This is a genomic window from Aeromonas sp. S8(2024), from assembly GCF_041403085.1.
In the GTDB taxonomy this organism is placed as follows: Bacteria; Pseudomonadota; Gammaproteobacteria; order Enterobacterales; family Aeromonadaceae; genus Aeromonas; species Aeromonas dhakensis.
The window spans coordinates 39,752-55,594 of the sequence record NZ_JBGLRF010000013.1 but is presented as its reverse complement, the minus strand read 5'-3'; the positions used below and the strand labels follow the sequence as shown (position 1 = coordinate 55,594).

Here is a 15,843-nt window from a genome sequence, read left to right as displayed (position 1 = left end):
GTTTGCCTGCACCGGCGTTGCCGATCCGGCAGACATGGCCGTCGGCCTGCATCATAAATGGGCTCATAGTTTTCCCGCCCCCGCGCTGGCGCGGCAGACGTAGCTGTCGGCCTTGAGGCCGAAGCGGGCCGGGTACTCTGCATCGACCGCTGCGATCACCTCGGCCACCTTCTCTGGGCGCAGCAGGGCGACCACGCAGCCACCGAAGCCGCCACCGGTCATCCGCACGCCGCCCTCGGTGCCGATCCTGGCCTTGATGATCTCCACCAGACCGTCGATGGCGGGCACGGTGATTTCGAAGTCATCGCGCATGGCGGCGTGCGAGTCGGCCATCAGCACGCCGAGGCGTACCAGATCCCCCTGCGCCAGCGCATCGGCGGCGGCCAGGGTGCGGCTGTTGTCACCTACCACGTGACGGGCGCGGCGATAGCAGACCTCATCCAGCCCGGTCTTGCCCGCTTCCAGCGCCGCCAGATCGAGATCGCGCAGCGCCTTTACCCCGTAGTGACGGGCGGCTGCTTCGCACTGCTGACGACGGGTGTTGTATTCGCTGTCCACCAGGCCGCGACGGACGTTGGAGTTGACGATCAGCACCGCCAGATCGGTGGGCATGGGGATGAGCCGGGTTTCCAGCGAACGGCAGTCGAGCAGCAGGGCGTGATCCTGTTTGCCGCTGGCGGAGATCATCTGGTCCATGATGCCGCAGTTGCAGCCGACGAACTGGTTCTCCGCCTGCTGGCCGTTGAGGGCAATCTCGGCCTGCGTGATGGCGAGCCCCAGCGCCTCCTTGAAGGCCTGGCCGATGGCCACCTCCAGCGAGGCGGAAGAGGAGAGGCCGGCCCCCTGCGGCACGTTGCCGGAGACCACCAGATTGAGGCCGCGCAGGGGATAGCCGCGCTCCTGCAGGTACTTCACCACCCCGCGGATGTAGTCGCTCCAGCGCTGGTCGGCATGATGATTGATGGGTTGGCCGAGATCGAACAGGTCGCGCTGGTTGCCGTAGTCGGCGGCGACCACGTGCACCAGGCTGTCATCGCGCAGGCCGATGGCGACGCAGGTCTCGTAGTCGATGGCGCAGGGCAGCACGAAGCCGTCGTTGTAGTCGGTGTGCTCGCCGATGAGGTTGACACGGCCGGGGGCCCGCACCAGCAGGTCGGGTTGTTGCTCAAACTGCTCGGCAAAGACGGCGCTGACGCGCTGGCTCGGGGTCATGGGGTCACCTCATTGGCTTTGTAATGAACGGGGGAAAGGGTACGCAGGCGCTCCGCCGCTTGCTCCGGGGTAAGGTCGCGCTGGGTTTCGGCCAGCATCTCGAAGCCCACCATGAATTTGCGCACCGTGGCGGAGCGTAGCAGGGGCGGATAGAAGTGGGCATGCAGTTGCCACGCCTCTGGGCAGTCGGAGCGGGGCGGCGCAAAGTGCCAGCCCATGGAGTAGGGAAAGCTGCACTCGAACAGGTTGTCGTAGCGGCTGGTGAGCTCCTTGAGCGCGATGGCCAGATCCTGCTGCAGCTCGGGTGTGAGGTCGAGCAGAGAGGGGACATGGCGCTTGGGCAGCAGCAGGGTTTCGAACGGCCAGGCCGCCCAGAAGGGCACTACCGCCAGCCAGTGTTCGGTCTCCACCACGATGCGGGTGCGATCCTGCAGCTCCCGCTCCACGTAGTCGACCAGCAGCGGGCGGCCGTGCTCCGCCAGCCAGTCGCGCTGGTGCTGCTCTTCGCGGGCAATCTCGTTGGGCAGGAAGTCGCTTCCCCACAGCTGACCGTGGGGATGCGGGTTGGAGCAGCCCATGACGGCGCCCTTGTTTTCAAACACCTGCACCCACTCCCACTGGGCCGACAGCTCGGTCACCTGCTCCATCCAGGTGGTGATCACCTGCTCGATGGCGGGCAGAGGCAGCTCGGGCAATGTCTTGCCGTGATCCGGCGAGAAGCAGATGACCCGGCTGGTGCCGCGGGCGGCTTCCAGCTTGAGCAGGGGATCCTGCTCGCCACTGGCGGCCGGGGTGTCCTGCATCAGGGCGGCGAAGTCGTTGGTAAACACGAAGGTATCCCGATAGTCGGGATTCTGGTCGCCGGTGACGCGCTTGTTGCCGGCACAGAGGAAGCAGTCGGGGTCATGGGCCTGGCTCGGCGCCTGGCTCACCTTCTCGACCTGACCCTGCCAGGGGCGCTTGGCCCTGTGAGGGGAGACCAGCACGTATTGGCCGGTCAGCGGGTTGAAACGACGGTGGGGGTGATCAACCGGGTTGAACATCATCACTCCTCAAGCTCAATAAAAGAAACTGCGGGCAGGGATGAGGGCGAGTGTGCCTCTCATCTGTGGCCCCTCTCCCACAACGGGAGAAGGGGGCAAAACGGACATCACGCCTCATACCCCTGCGGGTTGGCGGATTGCCAGCGCCAGCTGTCGGCGCACATGGCGGCCAGATCCCGTCGGGCACGCCAGCCCAGCTCGCGCTCGGCCCTGGCGGGATCGGCCCAGCATTCGGCGATGTCGCCCGGGCGTCTTGGCTCGATGCGATAGGGCAAGGGGCGACCACTGGCCGCCTCGAACGCCGCCACCATCTGCAGCACGCTCTGGCCCTGGCCCGTGCCCAGGTTGTAGACGTGCACGCCACCCTTGCTGGCGCAGTGCTGCAGCGCCTTGACGTGCCCTTCGGCCAGATCCATCACGTGGATGTAGTCACGCACACCTGTACCGTCGACGGTGGGGTAATCGTTACCAAAGACCGAGAGGCAGTCGCGCCGACCGATGGCGACCTGGGTCAAAAACGGCATCAGGTTGTTGGGGATCCCCTGGGGATCTTCCCCCATTGTGCCCGACTCGTGGGCGCCGACCGGGTTGAAGTAGCGCAGCAGGGTCATGCTCCAGTGCGGCTCGGCCCGCTGCAGATCCTCGAGGATCTCTTCGATGATCAGCTTGGATCGGCCGTAGGGGTTGGTGGCGCTGCGCGGGAAATCCTCCCGGATGGGTGTACTGGCCGGGTCACCGTAGACGGTGGCCGACGAGCTGAACACCAGGTTGTGGACGCCGGCCCGCTTCATCGCCTGCAGCAATACCAGGGTGCCGCTCAGGTTGTTCTCGTAGTAGTCGAGGGGGATGCGGGTGGACTCGCCGACCGCCTTGAGGGCGGCGAAGTGGATCACGGCATCGATCCTTTGCTCGCTGAAGATGCGATCCAGCAGGAGCGGGTCACGGATGTCCCCCCGATAGAAGCGGGGCTCGCGCCCGCTGATGGCGGCGATGCGGGCCAGCACGCCGGCCTTGCTGTTGCAGAGGTTGTCCACCACCACGGGCTCCATGCCGGCCGCCTGCAGTGCCAGGCAGGTGTGGCTGCCGATGTAACCGCAGCCGCCGGTGACCAGTACTTTCATCCTCATCTCCACGCTCAAAAAAAGCCTGTGAAGGAGTCTAGCCGAGGGGCTGGCGGGCAAACTGTGAACTGGCTAACAAATATGTGTAAACGATTACACTTGTTTTGATGGTCATCATTTCAGCAATATGGCTTTTCCCCCTGTTATCAGTGACATTGCTCGGTATAATGGCCTAGTCCCGAACCGTGAAAAAAGTGAAAACAGCATGAGTACCATCAAGGATGTCGCCCGTTTGGCCAACGTATCGGTGGCAACGGTTTCACGGGTGATGAACAACTCACCCAAGGCCAGCGCCGCCTCCCGCGAGATGGTGTTGAAAGCCATGGCCGAACTGGGCTACACCCCCAATGCCAACGCACGGGCGCTGGTCAGCCAGACCTGCGACACCATGGGAGTGCTGGTGGGCGATGTGGCGGATCCCTTCTTCGGCGCCCTGGTCAAGGGGGTCGCCGCGGTGGCGGTGGAACAGGGGCTGCACCTGTTGATGGGTAATGGTTTTCACACGGCACGGCAGGAGCGCGAATCCATCGAGCTGCTGATCGGCAAGCGCTGCGAGGCGCTGGTGGTGCACAGCAAGGCGCTGAGCGACGAGGAGCTGATCGACTATGCGCTGCGGGTGCCCGGCATGGTGCTGATCAACCGCGACATCCCGGCACTCAAGGGGCGCTGCATCGCCCTCAACAACCGGCAGGGGGCTGCCACGGCGACCCGGCATCTGCTGGAGCTGGGCCACCGTCACATCGCCTTCCTGAGCTCCGATCACGCCATCGAGGATGCCATCCTGCGGCTGCAGGGCTATCAGGATGCGCTGGCCGAGGCGGGCGTGCGCGCCGACCCCGAGCTGGTGGAGAGCGGCATGCCCAACGAGGAGGGCGGCGAGCGGGCCATGCTCAACCTGCTGGCCAAGGGGCTGCCCATCACGGCCGTGGTGGCCTACAACGATGCCATGGCGGCGGGTGCCATCTCGGTGCTGGCGGACAACGGCCTCAAGGTGCCGGAGGAGGTGTCGGTGGTGGGCTTCGATGACATCATCTATGCCAGATACCTGCGCCCCAAGCTCTCCACCATGCGCTACCCGGTTGAACTGATGGCAGCCCAGGCGGCCAAGCTGGCCCTGCAGCTGGCTGCGGGCGAAAGCGAGGTGGTACAGAGCCGCATTTACACCCCGACCCTGATCAATCGCCACTCGGTGGCGCCCGTTCGAAGCTGATCCCTTTCATTTACCTCCGTTTATCGCTCCGGATCGCCGCTTTTGAGGCGCTCGATCCGGAGCCTTGGTCTTTTACCTGCATTTAGCGCATTTTTACCCTGTTTTACTTAACAAATTCAGTGTAATCGTTTACATCTGTGTGAGCGGGATCGCCGATCACTGGGCAAATCTCCCCTACACTGCATACGTTTTCGGCGTTCATGCAGGGAGAGAGACGAATGCTCAGGGAGATAGTGGCCCGTCAGGACTGGCAGACTCAGGCGATTACCGCAGTGAATCGGTTGCCCGCCCATACCCCCTTGTTCAGCTGGCGCAACGAAGCCGCGGCGCGGGATGATCACGCCTCGCCATCGCGCACCCTGCTGGATGGGGAGTGGCGTTTCTCCTTCTTCGCGGCGCCCGAGCGGGTGCCGGAGCAGTGGCTGGCGCAGGATCTGCCGGATGCCTGTCCCATCCAGGTGCCAGGCAACTGGCAGCTGGATGCGGCCTACCCAGGGTTGCGGCCTGTGACCGACGTGCCCATCTACACCAACATCAAGTATCCCTTCCCGTGCGATCCACCGCGGGTGCCGGCAGAGAATCCTACCGGCTGCTACTCCCGCGAGTTCAGCGTGCCGACCGACTGGCTCACCAGCGGCCAGACCCGGATCATCTTCGACGGGGTGGACAGCGCTTTTCACCTCTTCTGCAACGGTCGCTGGGTCGGTTACTCCCAGGACAGCCGGCTGCCCGCCGAGTTCGATCTGACCCCCTTCCTGCAGGCCGGCGACAACCGGCTGGCAGTGCTGGTGCTGCGCTGGTCCGACGGCTCCTATCTGGAAGATCAGGACATGTGGCGCATGAGCGGCATTTTCCGCTCCGTCAGCCTGCTGCACAAACCGGCTCGTCATCTGATGGATATCCGGGTAACGCCCGAGCTCGATGCCTGCTACCGGGACGCCCGCCTCAAGATCGCATTGCAGGTAGCCAATGGGACCGGCCTGTCGGTGGAGATCAGCCTCTATGACGGCGGCGAGCGGGTGGCGACCCTGTGCCAGCAAATCGGCACGCAAGCCATTGACGAGAAAGGGGCGTATGACGATCGTGCCGAGTGCTGGCTCGAGGTCGCGACCCCGCGCAAATGGAGCGCCGAGACCCCCCACCTTTATCGCCTCACCCTGACCCTGCTGGACGAGCAGGGGGAACCCATCGAGAGCGAAGCCTGTGACGTGGGCTTTCGGGCGGTGGAGATCCGTGGCGGCCTGCTGCGGGTCAATGGTCAGCCGCTGCTGATCCGTGGCGCCAACCGGCACGAGCACCACCCCGCAACGGGGCACGTGGTGACCCCTGCGGCCATCGAGCAGGATCTGCTGTTGATGAAGCGGCACAACTTCAACGCGGTGCGCTGCTCTCACTACCCCAATCACCCCGAGCTTTATCGGCTGTGCGACCGGCTCGGTCTCTATGTGGTGGACGAGGCGAACCTGGAGACCCACGGCATGACCCCCATGGGGCGGCTGGCGCGGGATCCCGCCTGGAGCAACACCTTCCTGGAGCGGGTGACCCGCATGGTGGCTCGCGACTTCAATCACCCCAGCATCATCATCTGGTCCCTTGGCAACGAGTCGGGTTACGGCCCGGCCCACGATGCCATGTATGGCTGGGTCAAGCGGGCGGATCCGAGCCGTCCGGTGCAATACGAAGGGGGCGGGGCCGGTACGCCGGCCACCGACATCATTTGCCCCATGTATGCCCGCCCCCATCAGGATCAACCTTTCCCGGCGGTGCCCAAGTGGGCGCTGGCCAAGTGGATCGGCCTGCCGGGGGAGACCCGCCCGCTGATCCTGTGTGAATACGCCCACGCCATGGGCAACAGCCTGGGGGGCTATGTCCACTACTGGCAGGCATTTCGCGATCATCCTCGGTTGCAGGGTGGCTTCGTCTGGGATTGGGTCGATCAGGGGCTGGACAAGCTGACCGATGACGGCCGCCACTTCTGGGCCTATGGCGGTGATTTCGGCGATACCCCGAATGATCGCCAGTTCTGCTGCAACGGTCTGCTGTTCCCCGACCGCACCCCCCATCCGTCGCTGTTCGAGGCCAAGCGGGCCCAACAGCCCTTCGTGCTGACCTTGCAACACCGCCAGCCGCTGACGGTCGAGATCCGCAGCGAATACCTGTTTCGCGAGACGGACAACGAAACTCTGCAGTGGCGATTGTGCGAAGACGGCGTGGTGGTGAGCCAGGGTGAATGCCCACTCACCCTGGCGCCGCAGGAGAGTGTGACGCTGACCCTGCTGGAGCAGTTGCCGGCCTTTGCGCCGGGGGCGCTCGCCTGGCTGGATCTCGCCATCGTGCAGCCCGCTGCCACGCCCTGGTCAGCGGCCGGTCACGAGGTGGCGCGCCAGCAATGCATGTTGCCCGCGCCATTGGCGCTGCCTGCCGCCCGTACACCGGCTACCTTCATCGAGCTGGCGGATAGCTGGCAGATCCGGGCGGCCAATAGCGAGTGGCAGCTGGACAAGGCCAGCGGCCGCGTCCACAGCTGGTGCAAGCTGGGGCGCGAGCAACTGAAAGAGGCCATCGCCGATCACTTCTATCGGGCGCCGCTCGACAACGACATCGGCACCAGCGAGGCGGACCACGCCGATCCCAACGCCTGGATCGCCCGCTGGCAGGCGGCCGGGCTCAATGAGTTGCAGCACCGCTGTCTCGAGCTGGTAGTGAGCCCTGACCAAGGGGTTGTGACGGTACGCCACGGCTACTTCGTCGGCGAGGCGCTCAAGCTGCTGACTTGCTGGCGCCACTCCTTCGATCAGGATGGGGCCATGCACCTCGCCATCGAGGTGCATGTGGCAGCCGAGATGCCCTCCCTGCCGCGCATCGGCGCCCTGCTCTGGCTGGCCGACGAGGTGCTGGCGGCAGGGGAGGAGGTGAGCTGGCTGGGGCGTGGTCCGCACGAGAACTATCCGGATCGCCTGCTGGCTGCCGACCTCGGTTGCTGGCAGTCGTCGCTCGATGCGCTGCACACCGCGTATGTGTTCCCGACCGACAACGGGCTGCACTGTGACACCCGTCAGCTGCGATTCGGCTCCATCGAGGTCGAGGGACTGTTTCATTTCAGTCTGAGCCGTTTCAGCCAGCAGCAGCTGGCCCAGGCTCGTCACCAGACCGATCTGGTGGCCGCAGGCGGGCTCCATCTCTGTCTGGATGGTTTTCATATGGGGATTGGGGGTGATGACTCCTGGAGCCAGAGCGTACGGCCGGAATATTGGCTGCAACCAGGCAGCTACTATTGGAACTGTGTTCTACGCTGAACCTGAGCGATTGCTTAACAAGAAAGAGTCCCGTTCAGAGCCGCAATGTTACCAGTTAATTATAACCATATGATTTTTAATTGATTTATTGCTATGTAACAGAGTGTAAACGTTTTCATTTTGTTGTCATGATCACAGAACGACATACAACAAACTGATTACATTAGGCTGGCGCCAGTTCACTTGGTGTACAGCATTCCCTACAAAAACAGATAGAGAGATCGGAGCATAACAATGAAAAAGATCACGACCATTGCCGCCGTACTGATGAGCCTGATGGCAGGAGCCACCGCCCATGCCGAAACCCGCATCGGGGTGACCGTCTACAAATACGACGACAACTTCATGGCGGTAGTGCGCAAGGCAATCGAGAAGGAAGCGGCGGCCAACCCGGGGGTGGAGCTGCTGATGAACGACTCCCAGAATGACCAGTCCAAGCAGAACGACCAGATCGACGTGCTGCTGGCCAAGGGGGTGAAGGCGCTGGCCATCAACCTGGTTGACCCGGCAGCGGCCCCGGTCGTGATCGAGAAAGCCCGTGGCGAGGATGTGCCCGTGGTGTTCTACAACAAGGAGCCTAATGCCGCCGATCTGGCCAGCTATGACAAGGCCTACTACGTGGGTACCGATTCCAAGGAGTCTGGCATCATCCAGGGTCAGCTGATCGCCAAGCACTGGAAAGCCAACCCGGCTTGGGATCTGAACAAGGATGGCGTCATCCAGTACGTGCTGCTGAAGGGCGAGCCGGGTCACCCGGATGCCGAAGCCCGTACCACCTACGTCATCAAGACCCTGAACGATGGCGGCATCAAGACCGAGCAGCTGCACATGGATACTGGTATGTGGGATACCGCCATGGCCAAGGACAAGATGGACGCCTGGATCTCCGGCCCGAACGCCAACAAGATCGAAGTGGTCATTGCCAACAACGATGGCATGGCGATGGGTGCCGTGGAGTCGCTGAAGGCCCAGGGCAAGACCGCCATCCCGGTGTTCGGCGTGGATGCACTGCCTGAAGCGCTGGCGCTGGTCAAAAGCGGCGCCATGGCCGGTACCGTGCTGAACGATGCCGCCAACCAGGCCAAGGCGACCTACGAGCTGACCAAGAACCTGGCCGAAGGCAAACCGGCCGGTGAAGGCACCAGCTGGAACATCGTCAACAAGGTCGTGCGTGTTCCCTACGTTGGCGTAGACGCAGACAACCTGTCCAAATTCGAATAATTCCCTCCTCCAGGGCAAGGGAGATCCCTTGCCCTTTTTTCAACCAGATGTGATGGCTGATATGACAACACAGCAACAATCAGAATGGCTGTTGGAGATGATTGGCGTCAGTAAGAGCTTTCCTGGCGTTAAGGCACTCGATAATGTCAATTTACGGGTCCGTCCTCATTCTGTGCATGCGTTGATGGGCGAGAACGGGGCAGGGAAATCGACACTGCTCAAGTGCTTGTTCGGCATTTACGAGAAGGATGAGGGCAAGATCTTCTTCAAGGGGCAGGAGATCAACTTCACCTCCTCCAAGGAGGCGCTGGAGAATGGTGTCTCCATGGTGCATCAGGAGCTGAACCTGGTATTGCAGCGCTCCGTGATGGACAACATGTGGCTCGGCCGCTATCCCACCAAGGGATTGTTCGTCGACCACGGCAAGATGTATCAGGACACCAAGCATATCTTCGACGAGCTGGACATCGACATAGACCCGCGGGTCAAGGTCGGTACCCTCTCCGTCTCCCAGATGCAGATGATCGAGATCGCCAAGGCGTTCTCCTACGATGCCAAGATCGTCATCATGGACGAACCCACCTCCTCGCTGACCGAGAAAGAGGTGAGCCACCTCTTCAAGATCATCAACAAGCTCAAGGAGAAGGGCTGCGGCATCGTCTACATCTCACACAAGATGGAAGAGATCTTCCAGCTCTGTGACGAGATCACCATATTGCGGGATGGCCAGTGGGTGGCGACCCAGCCGCTCAAGGGCATGACCATGGATCAGATCATCGGCATGATGGTCGGTCGCGAGCTCACCCAGCGTTTCCCGGAGAAGACCAACCAGCCGAAAGAGGTGATCCTCGAGGTCGAGCACCTGACGGCGAAAAACCAGCCCTCCATCCAGGACATCACCTTCAACCTGCACAAGGGGGAGATCCTCGGGGTGGCCGGGTTGGTGGGGGCCAAGCGCACCGACATCGTCGAGACCCTGTTCGGCATTCGCGACCGCAGCGAGGGGTCCATCAAGCTGCACGGCAAAGAGGTGGCCAACCACAACGCCCACGAGGCGATCCGCAACGGTTTTGCACTGGTGACCGAGGAGCGTCGCTCCACCGGCATCTATTCGCGCCTCGACATCGCCTTCAACTCCCTGATCGCCAACATGGACAACTACAAGGGCTCCATGGGACTGCTCAGCGACAACAAGATGAAGAGCGACACCCAGTGGGTCATCGACTCCATGCGGGTCAAGACGCCGACCCAGCAGACCCAGATCGGCTCCCTCTCGGGGGGCAACCAGCAGAAGGTGATCATCGGCCGCTGGCTGCTGACCCAGCCGGAGATCCTGATGCTGGACGAACCGACCCGCGGCATCGACGTGGGGGCCAAGTTCGAGATCTACCAGCTCATCCTGGAGCTGGCGAAGAAGGACAAGGGCATCATCATCATCTCGTCGGAAATGCCCGAACTGCTCGGCATCACGGATCGCATCATGGTGATGAGCAATGGCCGGGTCGCCGGGATCGTCAATACCAAAGAAACTGACCAGAGCGAGATACTGCGCCTGGCATCTCTGTACCTCTAGAGACAGGAAGACATTTATGGAGTCGGCTAAAAATTTCAATCTGATGCGGGCGCTCAAGGAGAACGGCATCTACGTGGTGCTGCTGGTGCTGCTCATGATCATCGTGATCAAGGAACCCTCCTTCCTGAGTCTCACCAACTTCAGCAACATCCTGACCCAGTCTTCGGTGCGGGTCATTATCGCGCTCGGGGTGGCTGGCATCATCATCACCCAGGGTACGGATCTGTCGGCCGGTCGTCAGGTCGGCTTGGCGGCGCTCATCGCGGCGACCATGCTGCAGGCGCTGACCAACGTCAACAAGGTGTTCCCCAGTCTGGGCGAGGTACCCATCCCGGTGGTGATCCTGCTGGTGTGCGCGGTGGGGGCCCTGATTGGCCTGGTCAACGGCCTCATCGTGGCCTATCTGAACGTAACCCCGTTCATTACCACCCTGGGCACCATGATCATCGTCTACGGCATCAACTCCCTCTACTTTGACTCGGTAGGGGCTTCGCCGGTGGCCGGTTTTGACCCCCGTTTCTCCAGCTTCGCGCAGGGGTTCATCAAGCTGGGTGGCTTCAAGCTATCCTATCTGACCTTCTACGCCGCCATCGCCAGCGTGTTCGTCTGGGTACTGTGGAACAAGACCCGCTTTGGCAAGAACATCTTCGCCATCGGCGGCAACCCGGAAGCGGCCAAGGTCTCCGGTGTCAACGTGGCGGTCAATCTGGTGATGATCTATGCGCTGGCGGGGGTCTTCTACGCCTTCGGCGGCATGCTGGAAGCGGGCCGGATCGGCAGTGCCACCAACAACCTGGGCTTCATGTACGAGCTCGATGCTATCGCCGCCTGCGTGGTGGGAGGGGTGTCGTTTGCGGGTGGCGTGGGTACGGTTGCAGGGGTGATCACCGGCGTGCTCATCTTCACGCTGATCAACTATGGTTTGACCTATATCGGCGTCAGCCCTTACTGGCAGTTCATCATCAAGGGCGGCATCATCATTCTGGCGGTGGCACTGGACTCTATGAAGTACGCCAAGAAGAAATAACGATTGGCAGGGAGGGCTGGCAGTGCCGGCCCTCTCTTCTGGAGGGATCCCATGCCATTCAAGGTCAAGATTTACGTCCTGTTGCTGCTGGCCATCCTGGTCACCATCGGCACCGCCTGGTTCAGCGTCAATCACTTCATCAGCGCCTACATCCGCACTCAGGCGACCAAGAACATCAACGAACAGATCACTCTGGTCAAAGAGAAGCTGGCCAGCGACATCAATCAGAAAATCCTGCTGGCAGCCAACCTCAACTTCGGGGTAACCAACGTCAAGAAGACGCTGGAAGAGACCGGCTTTCACAACATCGTCAAGGTGATTGGCGACATGGCGTTCGACGTGGGCGGTGTCATCAACGATACGGCCAAGGTTGACGCGCTGCGCAAGCTTATCCCTGCCGCCAACAACCAGATCACCGTCAGCCCGCTGCAGCAGGTGGACGGCAGGCCCGTCATCTCGATTCTGGTGCCGCGCGGTGCCGACTCTGCCTACCTTTATTACCTCGATATGAGCGAGTTCAAGAACCTGCTGGCCAGCGTCAGTGGCGAGGGGCGCTACTTCTCCCTGGCCGATGGTCAGGGCAATGTGCTCTACAGCAGCAAGCCGCAGGGAGAGAGTGAGGCTCGCCCCAATTCGCTGGATATTCGCGGCAGCAGCTGGACCCTGACCGGCTATATAGATCTCGATTACATCCGCACCATGACCCAGGCACTCAACGGCCAGATCATCATGGCGCTGCTCGGGGTGGCCGTGGTGGTGATGGTGCTCGCCGTGCTGGCGCTCAATGTGGCCTATCGCCCGATACTCTCGCTGCGGGACCTGGTGCTGGAGCTCTCTCGCGGTAGCGGCGATCTGACCCGCCGACTGGCGGTGACCAGCAAGGATGACCTCGGTCAGATCTCGGCCGGTATCAACCGCTTCATCGAGCGGCTGCAGGAGATGATGAACGAGGTACGCCAGGCCAGCGGCCAGCTCAATAGCGGCATTGCCGGATTGGCCAGCCAGACCGGTGCTGCCCAGTCCCTGCTGGCGGATCATGTGCGGGAGACCGAGCAGGTGGTGACCGCCATCAACGAGATGAGTCGCACCGCGGTCTCCGTCTCGGAGAGCGCGGCCAGCACGGCCCAGCTCACCGGCCAGAGCCAGCAACTGGCGAGCCAGTCCCGTCAGGTGGTCGATCAGGCCATGGCCAGCGTGATGGCGCTGGTAGATGAGGTGGAAACCACCGCCCGCTCCATCGAGGCGATGCAGCAGGATGTGCAGCAGATTGGCTCGGTGCTCGGGGTCATCGGCAGCATAGCCGAGCAGACCAATCTGCTGGCCCTCAATGCTGCCATAGAGGCCGCCCGCGCCGGCGAGCAGGGGCGCGGTTTCGCGGTGGTGGCTGACGAGGTGCGTTCACTCGCCGCCCGTACCCAGCAGAGTACGGCGGAGATCCAGACCATGCTGGCCAGCCTGCAGCAGGGGACCCGGACCGTGGTGAATGCCATGAGCAATACCAAGCAGAGTTGTCAGGGCGCCGCCGAGAACACCACTCGGGTCAACGAGTCACTGGATCTGATGGCGGGCGAGGTAGTGGAGATCAACGATCTCATCAGCCATATCGCCACGGCTGCGGAGCAGCAGAGCGCGGTAGCCGAGGAGATCAATCGCAACATGAGCGCCATTGCCGAGGTGATCCGCCAGCTGACCCACAACGGCGAGGCGACGGTGGCCAGTGCCGGCTCGATGCAGCAGACCTATGACAGGCTGCGGGAGATTGTGGGGCACTTCCGGCTGGAATGAGCAGATAGAAAGGTAGGCCGGGGTAAAAATGGCCAAAAAAGATGGGGGCGACTTGCGTCGCCCCCGATAGTCTTATCGCTCATATCCTTGAACGAAGTTGCTCCCTGCAATCCCTGACTATACCTCTTCCTTTAGGTTTCCCCTTCCCAATCCTTTGGGGTGTCCTTTAGCCATCATGGCCTGACGAGTCATCCGTTCTCGTCGCACTTTCTCCGTCCTGGGAGGTGTCCTTTACCACATCCTGTGGTGAGTCCATTTGCCCAACCCTGGCAGCCAGTCTTCCTGACCGACTTCATTGCGTCCGTGCAGGAGTAACTATAAGGATTTCAGGGAGCGGGACAACGGTAGAGTGAAAAACGTTTTTACGCATCTCGTTACGAAGGAAACTTGTTTCAATATTTATCCTTTAATTTCATTGGTATAGGTGTTTTTTGTTCATGTTTTACGATCTTATCTTCCGACTATCGCGGGATCTTTTCTGGCGCTTTACCTACATCCGATATGGCGAATGTCTTACACCTTGTTCAACTGGGATTCAGAAAGGGGGAGGCGAGCAGATAAGAGCCTGCCGGCAACGAAGCTTGGCTGGAGGGAGATAGCGTCAGTTGTGTGCCTGCAGCCGCTCATAGATGGTCTGGCGTTCTTCCGGGCTCAGGGAGGAGAAGTAGTGGGTAAACAACCGCAGCAGCAGAGATTTGTTCATGCCGTCCTGCTGGGTCAGGTTGCCAAGCTCATCGATGGCCGTGGTGCTGAGCGAGAAGGTGGCTTTCTTGAAGCTGGGTTTGAGATGTTCACCGCTCTCGATGAAGGCGAGTGCGGTCAGAGCCTCGTCCCGATGCAGAGTCAGCTCCAGGCTGACGACCTTGGGCTTGCCCTTGGCATAAAAATCCGCGTCCTCGATGAACTCGTCTATGGTGAACTTCTTCTGGTGATGCAGATTGTGTTTCTTCTTCAGGTCGGCAAGTCCCATCTCATACCCCCAGCTCCAGAAACTCCTTGGCGATGGCGCGGATCTCTTCGGCAGACTTGCCATCCGGCTCTATCTCCATCACCGACAATCCCTTCTCCTCGCTGTCGTCGTAGACGTTGCGGCCATAAGTGATGGAATTGAGCACGTCGACACCGAAGGAAGAGCAGACCTCCTTGGCTTCCAGTATCCGCTTCGCCTGGTTGGGCAGGGCAGGGCATTGGGTCAGTACCACGGCAGCCCGCAAGGTCGGGTTGACCATCTTGCAAGTGGTGATGAGGTCTTCCATGTGCGGCAGAGTCTTGAGATCGCGGCGCTTGGGACGCAGCGGGATCAGGGCATGGGTGGCGACGGCCATGGTGGAACGCAGTGCCCGGTTGTCCTGGCCGCCACAGTCGACGATCAGGTAGTCATAGCGGTTCTTCAGGCTGAGCAGATCGTTGCGGATGTTGCCGTAGAGCTGGACGCAGTTTATCTGGGGCAGATCCGGATTGTCGTTGCGCTCCTGGATCCAGTCCGAGGTGGTGCGCTGCGGATCGCAGTCCACCAACAGTACTTCGCCGTGAAACTGGGTTCTGAGGTAGACCGCCAGATTCTGGGCCAGACAACTCTTGCCGCTCCCTCCTTTCTCACCACCGACCAGCAGGATCATGACCGTCTCCTATCCCTATGAAAAACAGCTGCATTGAGTATAGGAGGGGGTTGGGCCATGACAAGCCAGGAGGAGAAGACCTCCTCCCGGGGTTTCGCTCAGTAATGCTGGCTGCCGCCATGCCACTGACACACATAGGCGGGCACCAGCATCTGGGGGGCCTGATCGACATGGCACACCACCAATGGCATGGCAGGGGCACCCTCCGCATGGACCAGTGCCGGGGTCATGGGCAGCAGCAGAGTGGAAAGCAGCAGCAGTGACTTCATCTTCATGGCTATCTCCTTGGTGACATAACAGGTGTGATCCTGATCACTTTCTGAGTTAAGCCGAGCCGGCTTGTGACGCAAGCTGCTGAAATAAATTCAACTAATGAAAAAAGTTTGAAAAAGCCCCTGCGCCGGCCAGTTGAAAATTGGCCGACCAAGATGCGCAATTCGTGCATATCCATATAAGAGGTGAAGAGGCAACACTGCCTGTAATCTGGCCCGGCAAGCGGAACAGACGCGATGCCATGATCTGGAACAACAAACAGATTATTCAGCGCGGAGCCTGGCCGTGACTTTTTATTTGCTGCGAGCACCTCGTAAATAGCGCGGAAAATTCAAATATCTGCATATAAAATTCATTCTGTGTTGGTTGTGTTTTTATCTTAATGAAATTAAAGGTTTTTTGTTTTTGAGTTTATCCCTTTGTAGATATTTGGCGTGAATGAAATAAGGTAAAACATGAAATA

General features: G+C 60.8%; 12 protein-coding genes. 6 read left to right on the top strand and 6 right to left on the bottom strand.

Translation table 11 applies throughout. The features are described 5' to 3' along the window. Positions 1-63: 63 nt before the first annotated feature. From galK to galE, 3 genes are all read right to left on the bottom strand, one after another. On the bottom strand, positions 64-1,212 hold the full coding sequence (gene galK / locus ACB031_RS21335) for a galactokinase (RefSeq protein WP_268027911.1): 1,149 nt from the start codon (positions 1,210-1,212) through the stop codon (positions 64-66). Further along, positions 1,209-2,255 carry a UDP-glucose--hexose-1-phosphate uridylyltransferase gene (locus tag ACB031_RS21330; protein ID WP_252603191.1) on the bottom strand — a complete coding sequence of 349 codons (1,047 nt, stop codon included), beginning with the start codon at positions 2,253-2,255 and terminating at the stop codon, positions 1,209-1,211. The genes galK and ACB031_RS21330 overlap by 4 nt, the downstream gene beginning before the upstream one ends. Before the next feature lie 107 nt (positions 2,256-2,362). Next, on the bottom strand, positions 2,363-3,376 hold the full coding sequence (gene galE / locus ACB031_RS21325; protein ID WP_019839383.1) for a UDP-glucose 4-epimerase GalE: 1,014 nt from the start codon (positions 3,374-3,376) through the stop codon (positions 2,363-2,365). A 205-nt stretch (positions 3,377-3,581) separates the two neighbouring features. On the opposite strand from galE, the gene ACB031_RS21320 reads away from it, so the two are divergent. From ACB031_RS21320 to ACB031_RS21295, 6 genes are all read left to right on the top strand, one after another. Continuing rightward, positions 3,582-4,586: a substrate-binding domain-containing protein gene (locus ACB031_RS21320; protein WP_371140199.1), complete on the top strand. Its 1,005-nt coding sequence runs from the start codon at positions 3,582-3,584 to the stop codon at positions 4,584-4,586. A gap of 218 nt (positions 4,587-4,804) precedes the next feature. Next, positions 4,805-7,882: a beta-galactosidase gene (locus ACB031_RS21315; RefSeq protein WP_371140198.1), complete on the top strand. Its 3,078-nt coding sequence runs from the start codon at positions 4,805-4,807 to the stop codon at positions 7,880-7,882. A 234-nt stretch (positions 7,883-8,116) separates the two neighbouring features. Next, positions 8,117-9,103 (top strand): galactose/glucose ABC transporter substrate-binding protein MglB, encoded by a 987-nt coding sequence (gene mglB, locus ACB031_RS21310; RefSeq protein WP_017781207.1) that lies wholly within the window; start codon positions 8,117-8,119, stop codon positions 9,101-9,103. Between the two features lie 52 nt (positions 9,104-9,155). Further along, positions 9,156-10,676, top strand: coding sequence for a galactose/methyl galactoside ABC transporter ATP-binding protein MglA (gene mglA, locus ACB031_RS21305; RefSeq protein WP_017781206.1), 1,521 nt, complete (start codon positions 9,156-9,158; stop codon positions 10,674-10,676). 16 nt (positions 10,677-10,692) lie between these two features. After that, entirely contained in the window at positions 10,693-11,703 is a 1,011-nt protein-coding gene (gene mglC / locus ACB031_RS21300; RefSeq protein WP_005306488.1) for a galactose/methyl galactoside ABC transporter permease MglC, read from the top strand. 51 nt (positions 11,704-11,754) lie between these two features. Beyond that, the gene (locus ACB031_RS21295) at positions 11,755-13,488 is read left to right on the top strand and encodes a methyl-accepting chemotaxis protein (protein ID WP_371140197.1); all 1,734 of its coding nucleotides are present in this window, start codon (positions 11,755-11,757) and stop codon (positions 13,486-13,488) included. Positions 13,489-14,089: 601 nt separating this feature from the next. Here the strand turns inward: ACB031_RS21295 and ACB031_RS21290 are convergent. The 3 genes from ACB031_RS21290 to ACB031_RS21280 all read right to left on the bottom strand — a co-directional run bounded on the left by ACB031_RS21290 (position 14,090) and on the right by ACB031_RS21280 (position 15,382). Next, the gene (locus ACB031_RS21290; RefSeq protein WP_005306483.1) at positions 14,090-14,458 is read right to left on the bottom strand and encodes a hypothetical protein; all 369 of its coding nucleotides are present in this window, start codon (positions 14,456-14,458) and stop codon (positions 14,090-14,092) included. A gap of 1 nt (position 14,459) precedes the next feature. After that, positions 14,460-15,107: an AAA family ATPase gene (locus ACB031_RS21285; RefSeq protein ID WP_005306480.1), complete on the bottom strand. Its 648-nt coding sequence runs from the start codon at positions 15,105-15,107 to the stop codon at positions 14,460-14,462. A gap of 98 nt (positions 15,108-15,205) precedes the next feature. Further along, on the bottom strand, positions 15,206-15,382 hold the full coding sequence (locus tag ACB031_RS21280; protein WP_010635804.1) for a hypothetical protein: 177 nt from the start codon (positions 15,380-15,382) through the stop codon (positions 15,206-15,208). Between the last annotated feature and the right edge of the window lie 461 nt (positions 15,383-15,843).